Annotated in this window: 22 protein-coding genes and 1 tRNA gene; 12 read left to right on the top strand and 11 right to left on the bottom strand. The window is 69.3% G+C overall.

The features are described 5' to 3' along the window. Positions 1 to 151: 151 nt before the first annotated feature. The 4 genes from LCL61_RS02320 to dnaN all read left to right on the top strand — a co-directional run bounded on the left by LCL61_RS02320 (position 152) and on the right by dnaN (position 4,119). A complete protein-coding gene (locus tag LCL61_RS02320) occupies positions 152 to 403 on the top strand; it encodes a hypothetical protein (RefSeq protein ID WP_005166943.1) in 252 nt (83 codons plus the stop codon). Between the two features lie 159 nt (positions 404 to 562). After that, positions 563 to 1,237, top strand: a complete 675-nt coding sequence (locus LCL61_RS02315) for a Crp/Fnr family transcriptional regulator (RefSeq protein WP_003081747.1) — start codon at positions 563 to 565, stop codon at positions 1,235 to 1,237. A gap of 545 nt (positions 1,238 to 1,782) precedes the next feature. After that, entirely contained in the window at positions 1,783 to 3,045 is a 1,263-nt protein-coding gene (locus LCL61_RS02310; protein ID WP_425342027.1) for an MFS transporter, read from the top strand. 9 nt (positions 3,046 to 3,054) lie between these two features. Then, a complete protein-coding gene (gene dnaN, locus LCL61_RS02305; protein ID WP_340685285.1) occupies positions 3,055 to 4,119 on the top strand; it encodes a DNA polymerase III subunit beta in 1,065 nt (354 codons plus the stop codon). A gap of 56 nt (positions 4,120 to 4,175) precedes the next feature. On the opposite strand, the gene LCL61_RS02300 is transcribed toward dnaN, so the two are convergent. The 7 genes from LCL61_RS02300 to LCL61_RS02270 form a co-directional block, all read right to left on the bottom strand. Next, positions 4,176 to 4,427, bottom strand: a complete 252-nt coding sequence (locus tag LCL61_RS02300; RefSeq protein WP_034314716.1) for a glutaredoxin family protein — start codon at positions 4,425 to 4,427, stop codon at positions 4,176 to 4,178. Then, positions 4,424 to 5,194 carry an MBL fold metallo-hydrolase gene (locus LCL61_RS02295; RefSeq protein WP_340685284.1) on the bottom strand — a complete coding sequence of 257 codons (771 nt, stop codon included), beginning with the start codon at positions 5,192 to 5,194 and terminating at the stop codon, positions 4,424 to 4,426. Before LCL61_RS02295 ends, LCL61_RS02300 begins: the two co-directional genes overlap by 4 nt. Further along, positions 5,191 to 6,003, bottom strand: a complete 813-nt coding sequence (locus tag LCL61_RS02290) for an NUDIX hydrolase (protein WP_340685283.1) — start codon at positions 6,001 to 6,003, stop codon at positions 5,191 to 5,193. The genes LCL61_RS02295 and LCL61_RS02290 overlap by 4 nt, the downstream gene beginning before the upstream one ends. A gap of 89 nt (positions 6,004 to 6,092) precedes the next feature. Next, positions 6,093 to 7,244, bottom strand: coding sequence for a hypothetical protein (locus LCL61_RS02285; RefSeq protein ID WP_340685282.1), 1,152 nt, complete (start codon positions 7,242 to 7,244; stop codon positions 6,093 to 6,095). Positions 7,245 to 7,282: 38 nt separating this feature from the next. After that, a complete protein-coding gene (locus LCL61_RS02280) occupies positions 7,283 to 7,912 on the bottom strand; it encodes a hypothetical protein (RefSeq protein WP_016337887.1) in 630 nt (209 codons plus the stop codon). Then, complete coding sequence (locus LCL61_RS02275) at positions 7,912 to 8,367, bottom strand: RidA family protein (RefSeq protein ID WP_125679755.1); 456 nt, start codon at positions 8,365 to 8,367, stop codon at positions 7,912 to 7,914. The genes LCL61_RS02280 and LCL61_RS02275 overlap by 1 nt, the downstream gene beginning before the upstream one ends. A gap of 12 nt (positions 8,368 to 8,379) precedes the next feature. Then, a complete protein-coding gene (locus tag LCL61_RS02270) occupies positions 8,380 to 8,541 on the bottom strand; it encodes a DUF4177 domain-containing protein (protein WP_005166970.1) in 162 nt (53 codons plus the stop codon). 131 nt (positions 8,542 to 8,672) lie between these two features. Between LCL61_RS02270 and LCL61_RS02265 the strand changes: the two genes are divergently transcribed. The 4 genes from LCL61_RS02265 to LCL61_RS02250 all read left to right on the top strand — a co-directional run bounded on the left by LCL61_RS02265 (position 8,673) and on the right by LCL61_RS02250 (position 12,115). Next, on the top strand, positions 8,673 to 9,617 hold the full coding sequence (locus LCL61_RS02265) for a lipase (RefSeq protein WP_340685281.1): 945 nt from the start codon (positions 8,673 to 8,675) through the stop codon (positions 9,615 to 9,617). Between the two features lie 92 nt (positions 9,618 to 9,709). Beyond that, entirely contained in the window at positions 9,710 to 9,958 is a 249-nt protein-coding gene (locus LCL61_RS02260) for a hypothetical protein (protein ID WP_340685280.1), read from the top strand. 22 nt (positions 9,959 to 9,980) lie between these two features. Next, the gene (locus LCL61_RS02255) at positions 9,981 to 10,985 is read left to right on the top strand and encodes an ArsA-related P-loop ATPase (RefSeq protein WP_340685279.1); all 1,005 of its coding nucleotides are present in this window, start codon (positions 9,981 to 9,983) and stop codon (positions 10,983 to 10,985) included. After that, complete coding sequence (locus LCL61_RS02250) at positions 10,985 to 12,115, top strand: ArsA family ATPase (RefSeq protein WP_340685278.1); 1,131 nt, start codon at positions 10,985 to 10,987, stop codon at positions 12,113 to 12,115. The genes LCL61_RS02255 and LCL61_RS02250 overlap by 1 nt, the downstream gene beginning before the upstream one ends. A 63-nt stretch (positions 12,116 to 12,178) precedes the next feature. Here LCL61_RS02250 and LCL61_RS02245 read toward each other — a convergent pair whose 3' ends face one another. Beyond that, complete coding sequence (locus LCL61_RS02245) at positions 12,179 to 12,496, bottom strand: WhiB family transcriptional regulator (protein WP_037318605.1); 318 nt, start codon at positions 12,494 to 12,496, stop codon at positions 12,179 to 12,181. 350 nt (positions 12,497 to 12,846) lie between these two features. On the opposite strand from LCL61_RS02245, the gene LCL61_RS02240 reads away from it, so the two are divergent. The 3 genes from LCL61_RS02240 (at position 12,847) to LCL61_RS02230 (ending at position 16,330) form a co-directional block, all read left to right on the top strand. Beyond that, on the top strand, positions 12,847 to 15,015 hold the full coding sequence (locus LCL61_RS02240) for a transglycosylase domain-containing protein (protein WP_340685277.1): 2,169 nt from the start codon (positions 12,847 to 12,849) through the stop codon (positions 15,013 to 15,015). Positions 15,016 to 15,300: 285 nt separating this feature from the next. Beyond that, positions 15,301 to 16,227: a metallophosphoesterase gene (locus tag LCL61_RS02235; protein ID WP_425342026.1), complete on the top strand. Its 927-nt coding sequence runs from the start codon at positions 15,301 to 15,303 to the stop codon at positions 16,225 to 16,227. 29 nt (positions 16,228 to 16,256) lie between these two features. Beyond that, positions 16,257 to 16,330: transfer RNA gene (locus tag LCL61_RS02230), tRNA-Pro, on the top strand. Between the two features lie 448 nt (positions 16,331 to 16,778). On the opposite strand, the gene LCL61_RS02225 is transcribed toward LCL61_RS02230, so the two are convergent. Further along, the gene (locus tag LCL61_RS02225; protein ID WP_340685275.1) at positions 16,779 to 17,471 is read right to left on the bottom strand and encodes a class I SAM-dependent methyltransferase; all 693 of its coding nucleotides are present in this window, start codon (positions 17,469 to 17,471) and stop codon (positions 16,779 to 16,781) included. 39 nt (positions 17,472 to 17,510) lie between these two features. Between LCL61_RS02225 and LCL61_RS02220 the strand changes: the two genes are divergently transcribed. Beyond that, entirely contained in the window at positions 17,511 to 19,355 is a 1,845-nt protein-coding gene (locus LCL61_RS02220; protein WP_340685274.1) for a S9 family peptidase, read from the top strand. 69 nt (positions 19,356 to 19,424) lie between these two features. On the opposite strand, the gene LCL61_RS02215 is transcribed toward LCL61_RS02220, so the two are convergent. Beyond that, on the bottom strand, positions 19,425 to 19,610 hold the full coding sequence (locus LCL61_RS02215) for a 2-hydroxymuconate tautomerase (RefSeq protein ID WP_181775136.1): 186 nt from the start codon (positions 19,608 to 19,610) through the stop codon (positions 19,425 to 19,427). Positions 19,611 to 19,620: 10 nt separating this feature from the next. After that, positions 19,621 to 20,247, bottom strand: a complete 627-nt coding sequence (locus LCL61_RS02210) for a TIGR03085 family metal-binding protein (RefSeq protein WP_340685273.1) — start codon at positions 20,245 to 20,247, stop codon at positions 19,621 to 19,623. Positions 20,248 to 20,282: the final 35 nt, after the last annotated feature.

Raw genomic sequence — 20,282 nt, 5'->3', positions numbered from 1 at the left:
TAGCCTACGGGCGCCATCGGACGAGCCAGTGGGAGCACCCGCCGGTCGACGGCCGACACGCCAGAGCACCACCTCGGCGCTTCGATCGAGGACGCCATGAGCGAGGATCTGGAGTAATGCACAACTTTTCGGAATTCCCTGGGCAGGGCTCATGACCGTCTGGTTCGTCATCCTGGTGCCCCTGGTGATCATGTTCTTCGCGCTGTTCATGGAACGCGTGGAGACCAGGCTCAAGCACGTCGCGGTGCAGGAGAACGAGGTCGAGGAGTTCCTCGAGCAGGCTCAGCCCAACGAGGTCAGGGCCCTTTACGGGCACGGCATCGGGCGCGCGCTCGAGCTTTTCCGGCTGCGCAGGCTGGGCGGGAAGGCGGCCAGGCTTCGCGCGCGACGCGTGCGGAGTTAGGCTCCACGTTCGAGCGAGATCGTTCCCGGCCGCGCGCACGTTCGGCGTGCCGACGAGCGATCTCGCGCGCACGACCTAGACTGACGCGAAAAGTGATCGACGACACGGTCCTCGGCAGAATGAGGATCGACGTCGTATCTCGATGAGGAGGCACCCGAGGTGGACGAAACCCTGGCCCGAGCGGGCATTTTCCAGGGTGTTGAGCCGGCAGCCGCCGAGGCGCTGGCACAGACCTTGGAATCCGTGGAGTTCCCTCGCGGGCATGTCATCTTCAACGAGGGTGAACCCGGCGACAAGCTTTACATCATCCAGTCCGGCAAGGTGAAGATCGGCCGCAAGTCACCCGACGGCCGGGAGAACCTGCTGGGCATCTTCGGCCCGTCCGACATGTTCGGCGAGCTGTCCATTTTCGACCCCGGCCCGCGGACGTCCAGCGCGACGACCGTGACCGAGGTCCGCGCGGTGACGATGGACCGCCCGGCGCTGCGGCAGTGGATCTCCACCCGCCCTGAGATCGCCGAGCAGTTACTGCGGGTGGTCGCCCGCAGGCTGCGGCGGACGAACAACATGGTCGCCGAGCTGATCTTCACTGACGTCCCCGGACGCGTGGCGCGTGCGCTGCTGCAGCTGGCGCAGCGCTTCGGCAGCCAGGAGGCCGGTCTGCTGCGGGTCACGCACGACCTGACGCAGGAAGAGATCGCCCAGTACGTCGGCGCTTCGCGCGAGACCGTCAACAAGGCTCTCGCCGACTTCGCGCACCGCGGCTGGCTGCGGCTCGAAGGCAAGAGCGTGCTGATCCTGGACCCGGAGCGCCTGGCCCGCCGCGCCCGTTAGGACCCCGCTTCACGTGCAATGAAGGGGCCTTTCATCGCAAATTTCGCGATGAAAGGCCCCTTCATCGCGCCTAGATCGGANGATCGCGCAGGGCAACCTGCTCGCCCCGCCGGACGGCGACCACGCGCCGCTGCCCGCGCCGGACGGTTCGAGTGCGGGTGCCGAACACAACGAAGAGCCGGGCGCCACCCCCGACGTGGCGCACCGGCTCTTCGCTGTGCGCGGATCATCCCCCGACGATCCGCGCTCCCCGCCCTCCGGAACAAGGCCCCGACCCGTACGCCGGAGGGAGCTGGAGTCTGTGTGATTGTCGTACAACCATCCACGGCCATCGGCCGTGAACTCAAGTTCTTTCACTCTCAAGGACGCCAAACGCGTCGATTTGTTGCCCCGAATGACCCAGAATCGACCAACTGTTACTCGATCGTGATGAACCGGGCGCCTCGCCACCCCTGATACCCGAAAGCGGCGGTGACCAAACTTACCGCCGTCGATCTGGTACTCGCGTACCAAAGTAGTTCATACTGGTACGCGTGTCCCAGTCTGTGTCCGCTTCCGCCGAGAGCCACCGCACCTCCCTCGCCGACTACCGAGCCGCGCTGACCGCGCCCGGATCCCGCGGGGCGGTGATCGCGTCCCTGCTCGCCCGCCTGCCGATCGCGATGATCGGCATCTCCGCACTGCTCTACGTCCAGCGCGAGACGGGCTCCTTCGCCGCGGCCGGGCTGGTGTCGGCCGGGTCGCTGGTGGGCGTCTCCGTGGGCGCGGTCGTGCAGGGACGGCTCATCGACCGCTTCGGGCCGACAAGGCCGCTGCTGACCACCACGGTGTTTTTCGCGCTGGCGATGACCGCGCTGGTGCTCGCGATCGAGGCGCACGCGCCGACTCTCGTGCTGGTCCCGCTCGCCTTCGGCACCGGGATCACGGAACCGATGGTCGGTTCGGCCTCGCGCGCGCTGTGGACACGGCTGCTGCCCGCCGGGCCGACGCGGAACGCCGCGTTCTCCTACGAGGCCATCAGCATGGAGGTCTTCTTCATCCTCGGACCGGGGTTCGCGGGGCTGCTGATCGCCGCGCCGTGGGCGGGCACCGGGATCGTGACCGGCTCGCTGACCATGATCGCGGGCGCGGTGCTGTTCGCGCTGAGCCCGACCGTGCGCGCCTGGGGTCCGTCGCCTTCGTCGGGCGGCAAACTGCTCGGCGCGCTGGCCAGCCCCGGAATGCGCACGCTCGCGGTCGCCGCGCTGGGCTTCGGCGCCGTGATCGGGTTCGTCGAGGTCGCCGTCCCGGCGGCCGCCACCGAGGCGGGGAACACCTCCATCGGCGGTCTGCTGCTCTCGGCCTGGTCGGTCAGTTCGGTCGCGTTCGGGGTCGCGTACAGCCTGCGCCCGTGGCCACGTCAGATGGGCTTGCGGCTGCCGGTGCTGCTGGCCGGATTCGGCGCGCTGGTGGCGCTGCTCGCGCTGCCCGGCTCGCTCTGGGGCCTCGCGCTCGCCATGCTCGCCGCGGGCGCGCTCATCACGCCGCAGTCGACGACGCACTCGGCGGCCATCGAGATCGCCGCGCCGAAGGGCACGGCGGCCGAGGCGTTCGGCTGGGTGCTCACCGCGGTGACCCTCGGTCTCGCGTTCGGGCAGTCGATCAGCGGCTACCTCGTCGAGCACGCCGGGCACGAAGCGGCGTTCCTCGCCGCCGGCGGTGTCGGGTTCGCGCTCGCCGCGGTGGTGTGGCTGCTGCGCGGCACCTTCCGCCCGCAGCCGGCCGGAGCCGTCGCCGAGGCCCCCGAACTTGTCGGTGCCGCCCGCTAGCTTGCGGGTATGGACCTGACTGCCGCCACCCGCTCCCTCTCGTCCGCCGTTTCCGCCGCCGCCCGGCTGCTCACGGCCCGTTCCGGTCTGCTCCTGCGCGCCGGGAAGGAAGGGCTGACCGTCGGCGGCAGCGACAGTGAACGGGCGGTCCGCCTGACCAGTGACGCCATGGTCCACACCGATGGCGAAGTCCTGGTCCCGGCAGGGCCGCTCGCGGAAACCCTGCGGATGCTGGAAGACGACCTGGTGCGTCTGGTCGTCGAAGGTTCGCGGCTGGCCGTGCGGGTCGAGGGCGGCCGTTACGCGCTTCCGCTGCTGAGCCGCGAACTGAACCTCCCGGACTTGCCGCCCAAGGTGTCCGAAGTGGACGGTCACGCGCTGGTGACCGCGTTGCGCACGGTCGCGGACACGGCGGCTAAGGACGACGCGCTGCCCATGTTCACCGGTGTCCGCGTGCAGAGCTTCAGCCGCGAGCTGCGGCTGACGGCGTCCGACCGGTACCGGATGGCCGTGGCCACCCTGCCGCTGCGGTCCGAAGGCGAACCGATCGACGCGCTCGTCCCGGCAGGCCTGCTCGCGGAGACTGGGAAGCAGGCACGCGGCGTCGTCGGCCTGCACGGCGACAAGACCCGCTTCGGGCTGAGCTGGACGGGAGTCACCGTCACCACCGCCGTACTCGACGCGGGATTCCTGTCGGAGAAGCTGATCGAGTCGTCCACTGTGGACACCATGGTCGAGGTCGCCGCCGACGCGCTGGCCGCCGCCGTGCGCCGGGTGGGCCTCTACGCGGACGATCGCCGGGTGCTGACGCTGGAGGTCGGCGACTCGCATCTGCGGCTGGCCAGCTCGAAGCAGGACACCGGGGAGGCCGAGGAGACGTTGAAGGCCGAGGTTTCGGGTGGCCGGACGTCACCTTCGTTCCAGGCGCGCTACCTGCTGGACGCGCTGCAGGGTTTCGCCGGGGACCGGGTGCGGCTCGAGATCCAGCCCGGGATGCGGGCCTGCGTCATCCGGGCGGTGGAGCCGGGCGATGTGGAGCTGACGTACTACGTGATGCCGATGCTGCCGCGCTGACACCCGCCTCCTGAGTGGCTAGGACGGTTAGAACCGTCCTAGCCACTCACGAGGAGTCAGGCGGACGCGGCCTTCACGGCGGCCTCGATCTCACCGAACGAAGGGTTCACCATCGCCTTCGAGCCCACGAAGACCGTCGGCACGACCTCGTTCCCGTTCGCCACCGAACGCACCCGCGCGGCGGCGTCCGGGTCCTCCCAGATGTTGACCCGCTTCACCTTGAAGCCGCTCTTCGACAGCGGCCGTTCCAGCGCGGCGCAGAACCCGCATCCGGGGCGCCAGTAGAACTCGACCTCGACGTCACTCATTCGCCGTCCTCCGACCTCAGGTAGTCCAACTGTGCCTGCACACTCCACTCCGCGGGCGCCCACAGAGCCTTGTCGACGTCGGCGTAGACGACCTCGACCACCTGACGCGGGGTGGCGTCCGCGCCGAGCTTCTCCAGTGCCGAACGCACCTGGTCCAGCCGTTCTTCCCGGTGTGTCAGGTATTCGCGCGCGGTCACGGCCAGGTCGGGCAGTTCGGGGCCGTGCCCAGGCAGACCGGTGGTGCCGCCGGGCAGGCCGATGAGTTTCCGCAGCGAGCGCAGGTAGTCGCCGAGGTCGTGCAGCACGGTGGTGCCGCGGCCGAGGATGGTGTCACCGGTCAGGATCTGCCCGTCGGACACCAGGCAGATCGAGTCGCCGGTGTGGCCGGGCGTGTGCAGCACCGACAGCCGGAGACCGGCGGCCTCGATCACCTCACCGTCCACAAGGGACTTGCCGCCGACGCAGAGCGACTCGTCGAAGGCCCGCACCGGGGCGCCGACGCGCTCGGCGAACCAGGGCGCGCCCTCTGCGTGGTCGGGGTGGTGGTGGGTCAGGACGATCAGGTCGACGGCGCCGGTTTCCGCCAGCAGCGTCAGATGTTCGATGTCCTCGTGCCCAGGGTCGACGACCACGGAACCGGCCGCACCCGGTCCGCGCAGCACCCAGGAATTGGTGCCCTCCAATGTCATCGACGACGGGTTGTGCTCCAGCAGCACGGAAGCCGTCGGCGTCACCTGGCGCAGCACGCCGTACGCGGGAGCGCTCATGCCGGGTCCAGGACGACGCGGACCTTGTCGCCTTCGCGCACCAGCGTCGGCATGATCTTCGAAATCTCGCGCTCGACGGCCCGCGCCTCGGCCGCCGAGTCGAATTCGCCCAATTCCGCGAGCGTGATCCACGTCGGTGGCATGAGCATGCGGCGCCCTTCCTTGGCATCGGCGATGGCCTCGGCGGGCCGCTGCCAGCCGGAGCTGACGGCCTCGGAGGTGGCGCCGTCCGCCTCCTGTCCCTCGGGCAGCACGGCGACGAAGAAGCAGGTGTCGTAGCGGCGCGGTTCCTGCGGCGGGGTGACCCAGTTCGCCCACGGGCGCAGGAGATCCGCGCGCAGCGTTAGGCCGTTGGCTTCGAGGAACGCGGCGAGTGAGAGCTCCCGGGAGACCAGCTTCGCGCGGGCGTCGTGGTAGGGCGTCGTGTCCGTGACGACGGCGTCACCGACGCTCGCGAGCAGCACGCCCGACTCCTCGAACGTCTCCCGCACGGCCGCGCACACGAGGGCGCGGGCGAGCGATTCGTCACAGCCGAAGCGTTCCGCCCACCAAGCGGGTTCCGGGCCCGCCCAGCTGACGGAGGTGTCGACATCGCGGGAATCCACGCCACCGCCGGGGAAGACGGTCATCCCGCCGGCGAACGGCATGCCCTTCACCCGGTGCTGCAGGAAGACCTCGACGCCGCCGGCGCCGTCGCGGAGGAGGATCACGGTCGCCGCGTCCTTGGGCGTCACCGGCTCGCCGTCGGCGTTGGCGCGGGTGCCCACCCCGGCCCCCACCGGGATGTCGAATGTCAGTTCTTCAGCCACCCTCGCAACCTAACATCGCAATTCGTCCTCTGGATGCGGTAGTTGCGCGTGCAACCACCGCGTCCAGAGGACGAAATGCTCAGAACATGTCAGGAAGACCAGCCGCTGCTGCGCGAAGCACCGTTCAGCCGGATCTTCGCCGCTTCGGCGCGCTCCCGTTCGGCGAGCTCGGCGTGCAGCTCGCGCAGGAGCGCGCGGTCACGCTCGCTCAGGCTGGGGTCGTCGAGATCGAGAGCGGGCAGCTCGACGACCTCGTGCATGCTCGGCTTGCCTGTGGCGATCTCGCGGCCCTTTTCGGGGTCCTCCTTGAGCGCCTGGCGCAGCTGCGCCACCTCGGCGGGCGTCAGGTCGGCCGTGCGCTCGGCGCGGGTCTCCGCCCGCGACTTGCGCGGCGGTGCCGACTCCGACGAAGACGAGGACGACGACGGCGTCGCCGCGGGCGCCTGCTGCACGATCGGCACCACCGGCGCGATCGGCTCGACCGGTTCGTGAGTACTGCTGCTGACCGGCCGCAACCCGTGCCTGCTCGGCTGCTCCTTGACCGGCTCGGGAGCCGGGCTGGGAGCGGGCGGCGGGGTCACCGGCTCGGACCGGAAGTCACTGGAGTGAGTACTCCCGGTGACCCAGACAGGACTCGCGGCCGACGACGCGGCCTGGTGGTACGCGGACCGCGCGACGCCGGGCCCCGCGACCTCGACGACCGAACGGATCCCCGCGCGGCGAAGCGCGGTGTCCACGCGGAACGCGACCGCGGGCGGGTTGCCCTCCGGGCCGATCTCGACCAGGACCACCCGCTGCGGCAGCGCGCCGGGCACGCTGCCCGCCGGCGTGTTCCGCCACACCGCGTGCACCGACCGGACGTCCGGCAGCACCTGCAGGGTGCGGTCGAGCGCCTCGGCGAGGCCGAATTCGGGCTGGTTCTCGCCGGTGAACCGGTGGGTGAGCACCGGCTCGTCCTCCTCGACGACCAGCAGGTCGTTCGCCAGGGTGGCGTCGGACCTGCTCATCTCGAGGACGAGCGCGAGTTCACGCTGTTCGGCCGAGCTCACCGGGATCTTCCCCGCGATCAGGGTGCCGGTGGTGAGCTCCACCGCTTCGTCGATGTGCGCACGCGCGATCAGCTCACGCGCTTCGGTCAAAGCACTGTCGTCGATCCGACCCGCCAAGGCCAGTAACAGGTTGTGCAGGCGCAGGGGCACCGAGAACCCGTCCATGGGCGGGCCGTCGTGGACCTCCACCATTGCTCTGCTCCCTCCCGGCTCGCCTGGTGGAGCGAGCGTTAAGCGGCGACCAGCCGACTTCCGGTGTCCACCGCGCCCACACAGACCAGCTCGGAGTTGGCGAGCGCGGTGCGGTGATAGCCGGTGAGGTCGATGCTCGGCGGGAGAACCTCGACGCCGGGCTCCTCGTCACCCAGCACGCGCAGGACGCGCTGCAGTTCGCCGGTCAGCCTCGGCAGCCCGTTCGTCGCCGTGACCAGGAGGACTCGTTTCGCCCCACCCTCGCCGACCACACCGAGGTGTCGCCAGCTTTGCCGCACTTCACCCACATCCGGCCGTCCCCGCAACGTCGCGTGGATCAATACGGACACAGAGTCGACGGAGTTCACCCATTCGGGCGCACTCTGCGTGAATGTGTACCTGGTCTCGGTGACGTCGTCTACCCCCAGGGTGGAACTCACCTGATGCCAGTCGGCTCCGTGAGGAATGAGCCCGGCGACTAGCAGGCGATACTCGGTTTGATCCAGGTCGATCCTGTGCTTAAGCAAAGACCTGGGCAGCGTCCGCGCGAGCGTGCCCATCGCGCCTTCGCCCAGCCAGTCACGGAACCGCCACAAGAGCTGGTCCGGCAGCCGTCCGGCCAGCCGGAGCAGGAGCTCGTGCGAGGACCGTTCGATGTCCGGGTCCATCACTTCACCTCCACGATCAGTTCGATCTCGACCGGCGCCCCGATCGGCAGCTCGGCGACGCCGACGGCCGAGCGGGCGTGGATACCCGCCTCGCCGAAGATCTCGCCGAGCAGCTCGGACGCACCGTTGATCACCGCGGGCTGACCGGTGAAGCCCTCCGCGGACGCCACGAACCCGACGACCTTGACCACCCGCACGACGTTGTCGATGCCGACGACCGAGTCGACCGCGGCGAGGGCGTTGAGGATCGACGTCCGCGCGTACTGCTTCGCCTCTTCGGGGCTGACCTCGGCACCGACCTTGCCGGTCGCTTCGAGCTCACCGGAGACGAAGGGCAGCTGCCCGGCCGTGTAGACGTGCGAACCCGTGCGGACGGCGGGCACGTAAGCCGCCAGCGGGGCGGCGACGGCGGGCAGCTCGATACCGAGCTCGGCGAGTCGATCGCTCCAGGTCATGGCTTCAATCCCTCAGTTCTTCGCTCGTTTGAGATAGGCGACATGCTGCTCGCCGGTCGGGTTCGGGAGCACGGTGACGAGCTCCCAGCCGTCCTCGCCCCACTGGTCGAGGATCTGCTTGGTGGCGTGGATCAACAGGGGGACGGTCGCGTACTCCCACTTGGTGGCGCTCATGCCCGGGAGCGTAGCCAAACCGGCAAGCGCGCCCGACACACATGCGGAGAAAACCCTCTCGCGACCGGTTCGCCGAATTCCCGTCGATGTGGTTCACTTCACACCTACTCAGGAGTAGATAGGACGCCGACATGCGGACGACGAAGTCCCTCGCCGCCATCTTCCTGGCCGCGGCCCTTGCCCTGATCTGCACTTCACCGGCGATCGCCGAGGAGGACCTCCCCGTCCCATGGACTCTCGCCGCGGCGCTGCCCGCGCAGGCGGCGAATCCCGGCGGCCCGCCACCCGGCGCGAACGACTTCGACTGCCGCCCGAGCGAGGGCCATCCGAATCCGGTGGTGCTCACCCACGGGCTCAGCGCCAACCAGACGGTGAACTGGCAGACGTTCTCCCCACTGCTCAAGAACAACGGGTACTGCGTCTTCTCCCTGACCTACGGGGTCCCCGGGAAGCCGCTGCCGGTCTACCAGCCCGGCGGCCTCCTGCCGATGGAGCAGAGCGCGAAGGAGCTTTCGGCGTTCGTCGACAAGGTGCTCGGCGCGACCGGCGCGTCCAAGGTGGACCTCCTCGGGCATTCCGAAGGCACGCTGATGCCTTCCTATTACGTGAAGTTCCTCGGCGGTGCGTCCAAAGTGGACAAATACGTCAGCCTGACCCCGCTCTGGGACGGCACGACCCTGTTCGGCGCCTCGCATCTCTACGGGCTCGCCGGCGCGCTGGGGCTCGCGACCGGCTTCAACGGCATCCTCGACCCGCTCTGCGGCTCCTGCCGCCAGTTCCTGCGCGGCTCGGAATTCCTCACGAAGCTGCGCTCGGGCAACGGAGTCTTCCAGCCAGGCGTGACCTACACGAACATCATGACCCGGTACGACGAGGCCGTCGTCCCGTACACGAGCGGGATGGGCAAGGGGCCGAACGTGAAGAACATCGTCCTGCAGGACAGTTGTGTGCTCGACCTGGCCGAGCACGCCGGCGTCGCCGCCGACCGCAACGCCGCCGGGCACGTCCTCAACGCGCTGGACCCGGCGCACGCGAAGCCGGTCCCCTGCGTGCCCGCGACCCCCATCGGGAGCTGAAGGGGACTTTCCCCGCATGCGACGCGGTGAAGGGCGCTTTCACCACGTCTCATGCGGGTATGGCGTCCTTCAGCCCCCACTAGGCTGGGCCCGTGGAGACCTGGCGCGTGATCGCGACCGTCCTGCTCGCCGCGGCCGGGCTGCCGCTGGTGCTGGTCCTGATGGCGAAGGCACGGGACCGCACGGACCGCTCGGCGACGGTCGCGATCACCGGCACGGTGGCCTTCGTGGCCCTCCTGCTGCTCGGTGTGGTGATGCTCACGGTCCTGCCCGGCGCTCTGACCTGGGGCGTCGTCGCGGTGGTCGCGGCCGCGCTCGGCGTCATGATGCTGGCGAGCTGACCGCTCAATTAGGGTGGGACCGGTGAGCACACCCCTTGCCGGCTGGACCGACGAACTCGCGAGAGCCAGGCTGCATTTCGTCACCGGTAAGGGCGGGACGGGCAAGACAACGCTCGCCGCCGCCCTCGGCCTCGCGCTCGCCAAGGGCGGACGCCGGGTGCTGCTGATCGAGGTCGAGGGCCGCCAGGGCATCGCCCAGCTCTTCGACACGGAGCCGCTGCCGTACGCCGAGCAGCGCATCGCGGCCGTTCCCGGCGGCGGCGAACTGCGCGCCCTGCACATCGACGTCGAGGCCGCGCTCCTCGAGTACTTCGAGATGTTCTACAACCTCGGCTTCGCGGGGCGGACGCTGCGGCGGATGGGCGCGATCGAGTTCGCGACCACGCTCGCGCCGGGTCTGCGCGACGTCCTGCTCACCGGGAAGATCAAGGAATGCGTCGGCCGCACCGAATCGGACGGCCGCCACACCTACGACGCCGTCGTCGTCGACTCGCCGCCCACCGGCCGGGTGGTGAAGTTCCTCGACGTCACCAAGGCACTGACCGATCTCGCCAAGACCGGCCCGATCCGCGGCCAGGCCGACGGGGTCGTGCGCCTGCTGCACTCCGGCGAGACCGCGGTCCACCTGGTGACGCTGCTGGAAGAGATGCCGGTGCGGGAGACCGTCGAAGCGGTCGCCGAACTCGACGGCGCCGACCTGCGCCCCGGCGCGGTCCTGGTCAACCGGGTTCGCCCGCCGCGGCTGCCCGCCCGTTCGGTGACCGCCGCCGCGGACGGCCGCGTCGACGCCTCGCGCGTCCGCGCCGGGCTCGCGTCGGCCGGGCTGAACCTGCCCGACAGCACCCTCGACGCGCTGGTCGAGGAAACCGTCGAGCACGCCGTGCGGGTCGCGGCCGAGCAACGCGCCCGCGAGCAACTGTCCGAAGCGGACTTGCCGGGTCTCGAACTGCCGGACCTGACCGACGGGGTCGACGTCGCGGCGCTCTACGACCTCGCCGAAGCGCTGACCGAGCAGGGGGTGCGCTGATGTCGGACGTCTTGGAGGTCGACAGGCTGATCGACGATCCGGAGAGCCGGGTCATCGTGTGCTGCGGGTCCGGCGGGGTCGGCAAGACGACCACCGCGGCGGCGCTGGCGTTGCGCGCGGCCGAACGCGGGCGGCAGACGGTGGTGCTCACCATCGACCCGGCCCGGCGGCTGGCGCAGGCACTCGGCCTGCGGGAACTGGGCAACCACCCGAAGCAGGTGCGGGTCGAAGGCTTCGAACCCAAGGGCGAGCTCTGGGCGATGATGCTCGACATGCGCCGCACCTTCGACGACATGGTGCGCGTGCACGCCGGCCCGGAACGCGCCGAGCAGCTGCTCCAGAACCCCTTCTACCAGACCATTTCCACGTCGTTCTCCGGAACGCAGGAGTACATGGCGATGGAGAAGCTGGGGCAGCTCGCGGCCACCGACGAGTGGGATCTGATCGTCGTCGACACGCCGCCGAGCCGGTCCGCGCTGGACTTCCTCGACGCGCCGACGCGGCTTTCCAGCGCGCTCGACGGCCGGATGATCCGGCTGCTCACCGGTCCCGCCAAGGCGGGCGGCTGGGGCTTGCGCAAGGTCGTCAACGCCGGGTTCTCGATGTTCGCGAAGGCGGTCTCGACGATCATCGGCGGCCAGTTGCTGACCGACGCTTCGGCGTTCATGCAGGCCTTCGACAGCATGTTCGGCGGGTTCCGCGAACGCGCGCGCAAGACCTCCGAGCTGCTGCGGTCCGGCGGCACTTCTTTCCTTGTCGTGGCCGCGCCGGAGCCGGACGCGCTGCGCGAGGCGTCCTACTTCGTGGAGCGGCTCTCGGAAGAGAGCATGCCGCTGGCCGGGCTGGTCGCGAACCGGACGCACCCGGTGCTGGCGCCGTTGTCCAGCGCCGAAGCCATCGCGGCCGCCGAGCAGCTCGCGAAGGGCGAGGCCAGCGCTCCGCTGGCCGAAGCCGTCCTTCGTCTGCACGCGGACCGGGTCGCGCTGGCCGATCGAGAGACGCGGCTGCTCGCCAGGTTCACGCGGGCGCATCCCGAGGTCCCGCTGGTGCGGGTGCCCGCGCTCCCCAGTGACGTGCACGATCTCGAAGGCCTGCGCGACATCGGGACCAGGCTGGCCACCCAGTCCTGAGTTTCCGTGAAGGACCCCTTCCCTACCTTGGACTCAGGGAAGGGGCCTTCCACGAAACCATGATCACGAGACTCGGACGCGTACGTCTTCCTCTTCGTCGATCCCGGTGAAACGGCGCTTCGCCGCTTCAAGCAGGTCCGCCCAGCTGGAAACGTCCGGCCGCCGCCGCAGCAGCGCCCGCCGTTCCCGTTCGGTCATACCTCCCCAGATGCCGAAGTTGATCCGGCCATCGAGCGCTTCGGCGAGGCATTCCGTCCTGACCGGGCAACCGAGGCAGACCGCCTTGGCCCGGTTCTGTTCCGCCCCCCGGACGAACAAACCGTCCGGATCGGTGTCGCGGCACGACGCATTGACTCGCCAGCTCGACTGGTTGGTTTCCATACCCCCAGCTCCCTACCCTGGTGTTCGACACACCACGGGGGGACGAAAAGCCTGCGCTCCTGCCCCCATGAGCGTGTCTCCCTGTGTGCTCACGTCGGTTGAGCCGGCACCTCCCCGGTGCCGGTGCCTCCGTTCGGCCGAATGCGACTGCCGCTCGCACTCGCCCGTCTGTCGGCTTTTTCATACGTGAGACGTTGACGGACTGTAGGGGCCCTCGGTTCCCCCCGCCAAGCCCTAGAATGCCTGCTGTTACCGAACGTCACCTCATGGGGTCGATTTCGTGACCGAATACCCACTTACAGCGAGGTGACGTCACGGTGGGCTAACGGGATCCGCGTACCCTGGTCAGCGTGCGCAAAACGGACGGTCTGCTGAAGCTCATTGGCCTGTGTGTGCTCGCGGGGGTGCTGGTCGCGGGGATGTTGTTCCCGGTGGCGGGTGCCGCGGGGGTGTTGTCGAACCAGGCGAGCGAGACCGTCGACAAGACATCTTCGGACCTTGCGGACATACCTCCGCCGTTGGTGACGACGATCACCGACAACACCGGCAAGCAGATCGCGACCCTGTACAAGCAGTTCCGCATCCCGACGAGCGAGACCCAGATCAACGACGCCATGAAGTGGGCGCTGATCTCGGTCGAGGACAAGCGCTTCTACGAGCACAACGGAGTGGACTGGAAAGGCACGCTGCGCGCCGCGGTCAGCAACAGCACCGGCGGCGACACGCAGGGCGCGTCGACGCTGACCCAGCAGTACGTCAAGAACTACCTGATCAACGTCGTCTACCGGGACGACAAGCCGGGGCAGAAGCGCGCACAGGAGCAGTCGGTCGCCCGGAAGCTGAAGGAAGCCCGGATCGCGATCCAGCTGGAAACCAAGCTGAACAAGATGCAGATCCTGACCGGCTACCTGAACGTCGTCGAGTTCTCGCGCGAGATCTACGGCGTCGGCGCGGCCGCGAACGCGTACTTCAACACGCCCGTCGAGAAGCTCACGGTGCCGCAGGCGGCACTGCTGGCCGGCCTGGTGAACAACCCGATCGTCAACGACCCGTGGAAGAACCCGGCGAAGGCGACCGAGCGCCGCAACCTGGTGCTGGACCGCATGGTCGACAACCAGAAGCTCGCGAAGGTGGACGCCGAACGCTTCAAGACCGAGCCGCTCGGCGTCGTCGAAGGCGGCCCGCAGAAGCCCGCTTCGAACTGCACCGGCGCCGGTCCGGAGAACGGTTTCTTCTGCCAGTACGTCGAGGACTACCTCCTCAAGTCCGGGATGACGAAGGACGACCTCTACACCGGCGGATACAAGATCAAGACCACTTTGGACGAACGGGCGAACCACGAAGCCAAAATGTCGGCCGAAGCCCAGGTCAAGAAGACCCAGGACAACGTCGCGAACACGCTTTCGCTGGTGAAGCCGGGCAAGCAACGGCACGAAGTCGTGGCGCTGGCGGCGAACCGTGACTACGGGCTCCACGAAGACCAGGGACAGACGACGTTCGCGTTGCCTTCCGGCGTCTACAACACCGGCGGTGCCGGCTCTGCGTACAAGGTCTTCACCGCCGCGGCGGCTTTGGAAGCCGGTGTGGCGGGGATCAACTCTCCCTTGCCGGTGCCCGACTTCTACACCTCCCACGTGTTCGCCGGTGGTGGGAACAAGTGCGCCCCGACCGGGCCGCCGTTGCGCTCGCGCTGGTACTGCCTCGGCAACGCGGGCGACTACAACCCGGCGGGCGGGACCATGTCACTGCAGCAGGCACTGGCGACCTCGCCGAACACCGCGTTCGTGGCACTGGAGGAGCGGGTCGGCAGCACCGGCCCGATCGTGGAGATGGCGCGCAAACTCGGCATGCGCGACACCATGGCCAGCAACCTCGGCGGTGGCGCCGTCGACCCGAAGTCCGACAATCCCGGCGTCAACGCCAGTCAGCTCCAGGCCTTCGGCCCGAGGCCCGGCTGGCCCGGAAACGCGTCGTTCACCCTCGGCCCCGCCCCGCTGAGCGGTCTGGAGCTGGCGAATGTCGGCGCCACGATCATGAGCGGCGGCGTCTGGTGCCCGCCGACCCCGCTGGCCGGTGTCACCGACCGGGACGGAAAGCCGGTGCCCGTCAAGGAAGCCGCTTGCGAGCAGGTGGTGCCCGAAGGGCTCGCCAACACCCTCGCGGTCGGCATGAGCAGGGACAGCCAGCCCGGCGGGACGTCGTTCGGCGCCGCGAACGGTGCCCGGTGGAACCGGCCGGTGATGGGCAAGACCGGGACCACCCAGAGCAACGGCTCGGGGACGTACCTCGGGGCCACGCCGCAGCTCGCGGGCGCCGCGATGGTGTTCCGTCCGAAGGGTGGAAACGGCGGTCTCTGCTACCTCGGCCCGGGTAACGTGACCACTCGCGGCTGCGAAAACATGTTCGGCGGGAAGACGCCGGCGCAGACCTGGTTCGGGGCGATGTCGAAGATCCTCGAAGGCCAGGAACCGTTGCCGCTGCCGCAGCCGGACCCGAAGTACATGGGCGGCGGACGCTGATCCGCAACGGCCGCGTTCACCAGCACAAATCACGATGAGTCACACAAATCTAACTTTGAGTGAGCGGCTGGCGGCCTAACGGGGAACAGCGGTCGACGGGATCATGTCGGTTGATCGCGACACCCCGCGCCGACCACGGAAGGTGAAGGAAAGAGGCCATTCCAGCGATTTACCGAGATCGCCGGAATGGGGGCGAACGGTCACCACCGAAGAGCACGTAAACTGGACATTGTGAGCACGCTCAGTAACGAAAGCACTTCGGGGGCGACGGTACGGCGCTTGGCCGTGGGAACCGTCGCCCTGGGAGCCGCGACCCTCGGTTACGCGGTCGGAATCGAAAGGCGCCGGTGGACGCTTCGCACCGCGGAGCTCCCGGTCCTCGCGGCAGGGGCGAAACCCTTCACGATCCTCCACATCTCGGACCTGCACATGCTGCCCGGTCACGTGAGCAAGCAACGCTGGGTAGCGGCGCTCGACGAACTCGAACCGGACCTCGTCGTCAACACCGGTGACAACCTGTCACATCATCAGGCCGTCCCGTCCGTGCTGCGCGCGCTCGGCCCCCTGCTCGACCGGCCCGGCGTGTTCATCTTCGGGAGCAACGACTACTACGCGCCGAAACCGAAGAACCCCGCGCGCTACCTCATGCCGAAGGGCAAGAAGAAGCGCATCCACGGCGAGCACCTGCCATGGCGCGACCTCCGCGCGGCCTTCGTCGAACACGGCTGGCACGACCTCACCCACGTCCGCCGCACCATCGAGGTCGCCGACCAGTACGTGTTCACCGCCGGCGTCGACGACGCGCATCTCCACCGCGACCGCTACGCCGACATCGCCGGCCCGGTGGACACCGCGGCCGCCGTCCGCATCGGCGTCACGCATTCGCCGGAGCCCCGCGTTCTCGACGAGTTCGCCGGCGACGGCTACGACCTCGTCCTCGCGGGGCACACCCACGGCGGGCAGCTCCGCGTCCCCGGCTACGGCGCGCTCGTCACCAACTGCGAACTCGACCGCACCCGCGCCCGCGGCGCGTCCCGGTGGGGCGCCCAGATGTGGCTTCACGTCTCCGCCGGGCTCGGCACCTCGCCGTACGCTCCCGCGCGCTTCGCGTGCCCTCCCGAAGCGAGCCTGCTGACCCTCGTCCCACGGGGTACGACCAGCGACAATCGCCGGAACGCGGCCCCCCGCAAAGCCCGGAACACCGTCCGCTAGACTTCTCCACGACCCGTTAAGCAGTACCCCGGGGTGTGGCGCAGCTTGGTAGCGTGCCTCGTTCGGGTCGAGGAGGTCGTGGGTTCGAATCCCGCCACCCCGACGTGTTCGGGACGAGCTGCAGGGCTTCGGCGATCCGGGCGGGTTTGAGCGGCCCGTGGTCACGCAGNACGTCTCAGGTGCTGCCAGGCGGTCCAACATTGGCGGGCAAGGCTCTTTCGCGTTGTGGGCTCCCGCCCTCTGGTCGAGCGGCTGGAACCGGATGTCCTGAAGGCCCCCTTCAAGACATTCAACGTCCCAACGGCTCCCTTCAGGACACGCCCTCCCCCACCGAACAGGCCCATCCCCAAAACACGAGCCCTGGGCAGCCCCCGCCACTCCCAGGGGGGCGACCCCGAGCCCAGCGTATCGGCGGGGGGCGTCCGGACTGGGCGAAAGAGGGGCTGGCGGGGCCGGTAGTCCACAACGGCGATTGGCTGTGGACAACGGAGGCGGCCGCCGAAGTCCGGGGGTTCCTGGGAGCAGAGGGCATCGGGCGCGCGAGAGAGGCCTCAGCGGGTGGCGAGGAGTTCGGTCCAGCACTGGGCGAAATCCCCATCGCCCGAGCGCGCCCACGACCAGGCCGAGCGGGCGGCCGAAGCGAGTTGATCGCGGTCCGGGGTCGTCGCGGTTTCCAGCGCCGTCACCAGCCGCGCCTCCACGGAGGTCGCCAGCGCCCGGTACGTCGTGTCCGTACGGTAGCGGATTTTTGTTCGCACGTCGGTGAAACCGGCGGCCGTGACCGCGGCGGGCAGCGAGCGTCCGGCGAACGGGTCACCGCCCGCGCGGCGGCACAGCAGGTAGTGGCCGCGGAGGGCGGCGTCGACGTTCGCCGTCTTCGGCCGCAGCCGAGCCCGACTCCAGTCCGATGTGGACAGTGCGAGTGCGCCGCCCGGTTTGAGGATCCGCCGGAGCTCCGCCAGCGCGGCGCCCGGCTCCTTCAGATGTTCGAAGACGGCGTGCGCGAAGACCACGTCCACCGAAGCCTCGGCGAACGGCAGCGCGCACGCCTCCGCCACTAAAAAGTCCACTGTGGACTTTCTGTGCCCATCGTCGATACCGAGGGTGATCGAACCCGGCCCGCAGCCGACGTCGACGCACCCCATCCCCGGCCCGAACAGCGGTTGCGCGAACACGGCCCGCTCGACCGCCTGACGCGCGAACCGCGCGGACACCGCGGCGCGCGGCGCGTTTCCCTCCAGCACCCCGCACACAGTACGGCTCCGGAGTGGCAGGATCGAGGGGTGAGCACGCAGCCAGGCACTGAATATCCGTCCGCGGTGGTCCCGGACCGCCTGTTCGACGACGCCGAAGCCGAGGCCAGGTGGCGGGCCCGCTTCCGCGCGCCGCGCATCTCGGTGCCCGAATGGGCCATCGACGCCCCGGACGCCAACGTCTACGTTTCCAACGCCAGCGGCGTGTGGGAGGTCTACTCCTGGGACCGGTCGACCGGTGAGCACCGCCGCGTCACCGACCGGCCCAACGGCACCATGCACGCGACCCCGTCCCCCGACGGCCGCTGGATCTGGTGGTTCAACGACACCGACGGCGACGAATTCGGCTCCTGGGTCCGCGAACCGTTCGCGCCGGGGGCAGCCGCCGAGCGCGCGGTGCCGGGCGTCCACGACGGCTACCCCGCCGGGCTCGAGATCGGCACCAAGGTGGTCGCCGTCGGCGTCTCGACCGACGACGGCAGCGAACTCTTCGCCCATATCGACGGCGAAACGACGTCCTTCTACAAGCACGAGGACGACGCCGGGATCGCGTCACTGTCCCGCGACGAGTCGCTGCTCGTGATCTCCCACTCCGAGCACGGTGATTCACGACACCCCGCGCTTCGCGTCCTGTCGACCGACGGCTTCACGACGGTCGCCGACAAATGGGACGGCGAGGGCAAGGGCCTCGGCGCACTGGAGTTCTCCCCGGTCGCGGGCGACCAGCGGTTGCTGGTGCTGCACGAGCGGCGCGGTCGCGAAGAGCTCCTGATCTGGGACACGGCCGCGGACACCGAGCAGGAGATCGAGCTGGACCTGCCCGGCGAGGTGGTCGCGGGCTGGTACCAGGACGCGCGGGCCCTGCTGATCGTCCACTTCCACCAAGGCCGCAGTTCCCTCCACCACTACGACCTCGCCAGTGGCGAATTGTCCTCTTTGGACACCCCACCCGGCCGGATCGGCGGCGCGGGAGTGCGGCCCGACGGCATCGTCGAGTACTCGTGGTCCAGTGCCGCGCAGCCGCCGTCCGTGCGCGCACGGACGGCGGACGGCGAAGACTCGGTGCTCCTCGAACCGCCGGGCGAGCGCGCCCCGGGTTCGGCACCGGTCACCGACGCGTTCGTCGACGGGATCGGCGGGCGGATCCACGCACTCGTCTCGCGCCCCGCCGACGCGCCGGAAGGTCCGCTGCCCACGGTCTTCTCCTTGCACGGCGGGCCGCATTCGGCCGACGAGGACCGCTTCTCCGCGTACCGCGCCGTGTGGCTCGACGCGGGATTCGCCGTCGTCGAGGTCAACTACCGCGGTTCGACCGGCTACGGCTCGGCCTGGCGTGACGCCATCGAAGGCCGTCCCGGCCTGACCGAACTCGAAGACGTCGCCGCCGTACACGACTGGGCCGTCCAAAGTGGACTTTCGGATCCGGCCAAATGCGTGGTGAACGGCGCTTCGTGGGGCGGGTACCTGAGCCTGCTGGCACTGGGCACCCAGCCGGCGCGCTGGGCGGCGGGGATCGCCGGAGTGCCTGTCGCGGACTACGTCGCCGCGTACGAGGACGAGATGGAGCAGCTCCGCTCGTTCGACAGGGCGCTGTTCGGCGGTTCGCCGGAGACGGTGCCGGCGGTGTACCGCGAATGCTCGCCGATCACCTACGTCGAAGCCGTGACGGCGCCGGTGCTGGTGCTCGCCGGGGACAACGACCCGCGCTGCCCGATCCGGCAGGTCGAGAACTACCTCGACAGGCTCGCGAAGCGGGAGATCCCGTTCGAGTTCTACCGGTACGACGCGGGCCACGGGTCGCTGGTGATCGCCGAGACGATCAAGCAGACCGCGATCGAGGTGTTCTTCGCGCTGCGGGCGGTCGGGCTTCGCTGAAATGCCGGGAAAGGGTCGTTCAGGGCGAAAAATGTCTTGAACGACCCTTTCCCGGCATCCGCGGAGGGATCAGCGCTCGGAGAAGAGAGTCCCGCCGGCCGCCCAGTGTTCGGCGGGGATCTCGTTGATCGTCACCCAGACACCTTCGGCGTTGCCACCGCAGGTGCGGACGAAGGCGTCGGTCACCTCGCGCACGAGGGCCTGCTTCTGTTCGGCCGTGCGGCCGGGGAACATCGAAACACTGATCATCGGCATGGCCGGAACTCTAAAGGCCGCGATCGTGCTTCCGGAGCCTGTCCACCGCGTAGGCGTCACCCTCGAAGGTGAGACGGACCGCGTCGCGGCCGAAGACGAACAGCAGAAGCTCGATCGGCGCGCCGATCACGGTCACCGTGTCCGGGCCTTCCTTCACCCGCGCTTCGCGGCCTTCGGGCGTCTTCAGGATCACGCCGACCGGCGATTTCCGCAGATTGAGCTTCGAGGCCTGCTTGGCCGACTTCCACGCCGCCGCGTCCCGTGCGGAGTCCGCCGGACGGGGTTCCCAGCCGGGCTGCCCTCGGCGGACGTCCTCGTGATGGATCAGGAATTCCGCGCTGTTCGCCAGCTCGTCGAGCGCGGCGATCGACGTCGGCCAGTACCAGGCGGGGCCGGACCGGACCTTGCCGACGACCTCGGACCAGGGTTGCGCGGCGTAGGAGTCCTGCACCCGCTGCGTGTACGACGCCAGCGCAGGGACCAGGATGCCGGGCGCCGCGTCGGGCCGCCGCTCGCGGACCAGTAGATGCGCCGCGAGATCCCGCGTCTTCCAGCCCGCGCACAGGGTCGGCGCGTCCGGGCCGACTTCTTCGAAAAGCTCGCTCAACGCACGACGTTCGTCTCCGGCGACTCCCATACCCCACGACGTTACGCGCCGGTAGGACGCGGGGA

This window comes from Amycolatopsis coloradensis, from assembly GCF_037997115.1.
GTDB lineage: Bacteria > Actinomycetota > Actinomycetes > Mycobacteriales > Pseudonocardiaceae > Amycolatopsis > Amycolatopsis coloradensis_A.
The sequence above is the reverse complement of the archived record's forward strand: the minus strand, read 5'-3'. Positions and strand labels throughout refer to the sequence as shown.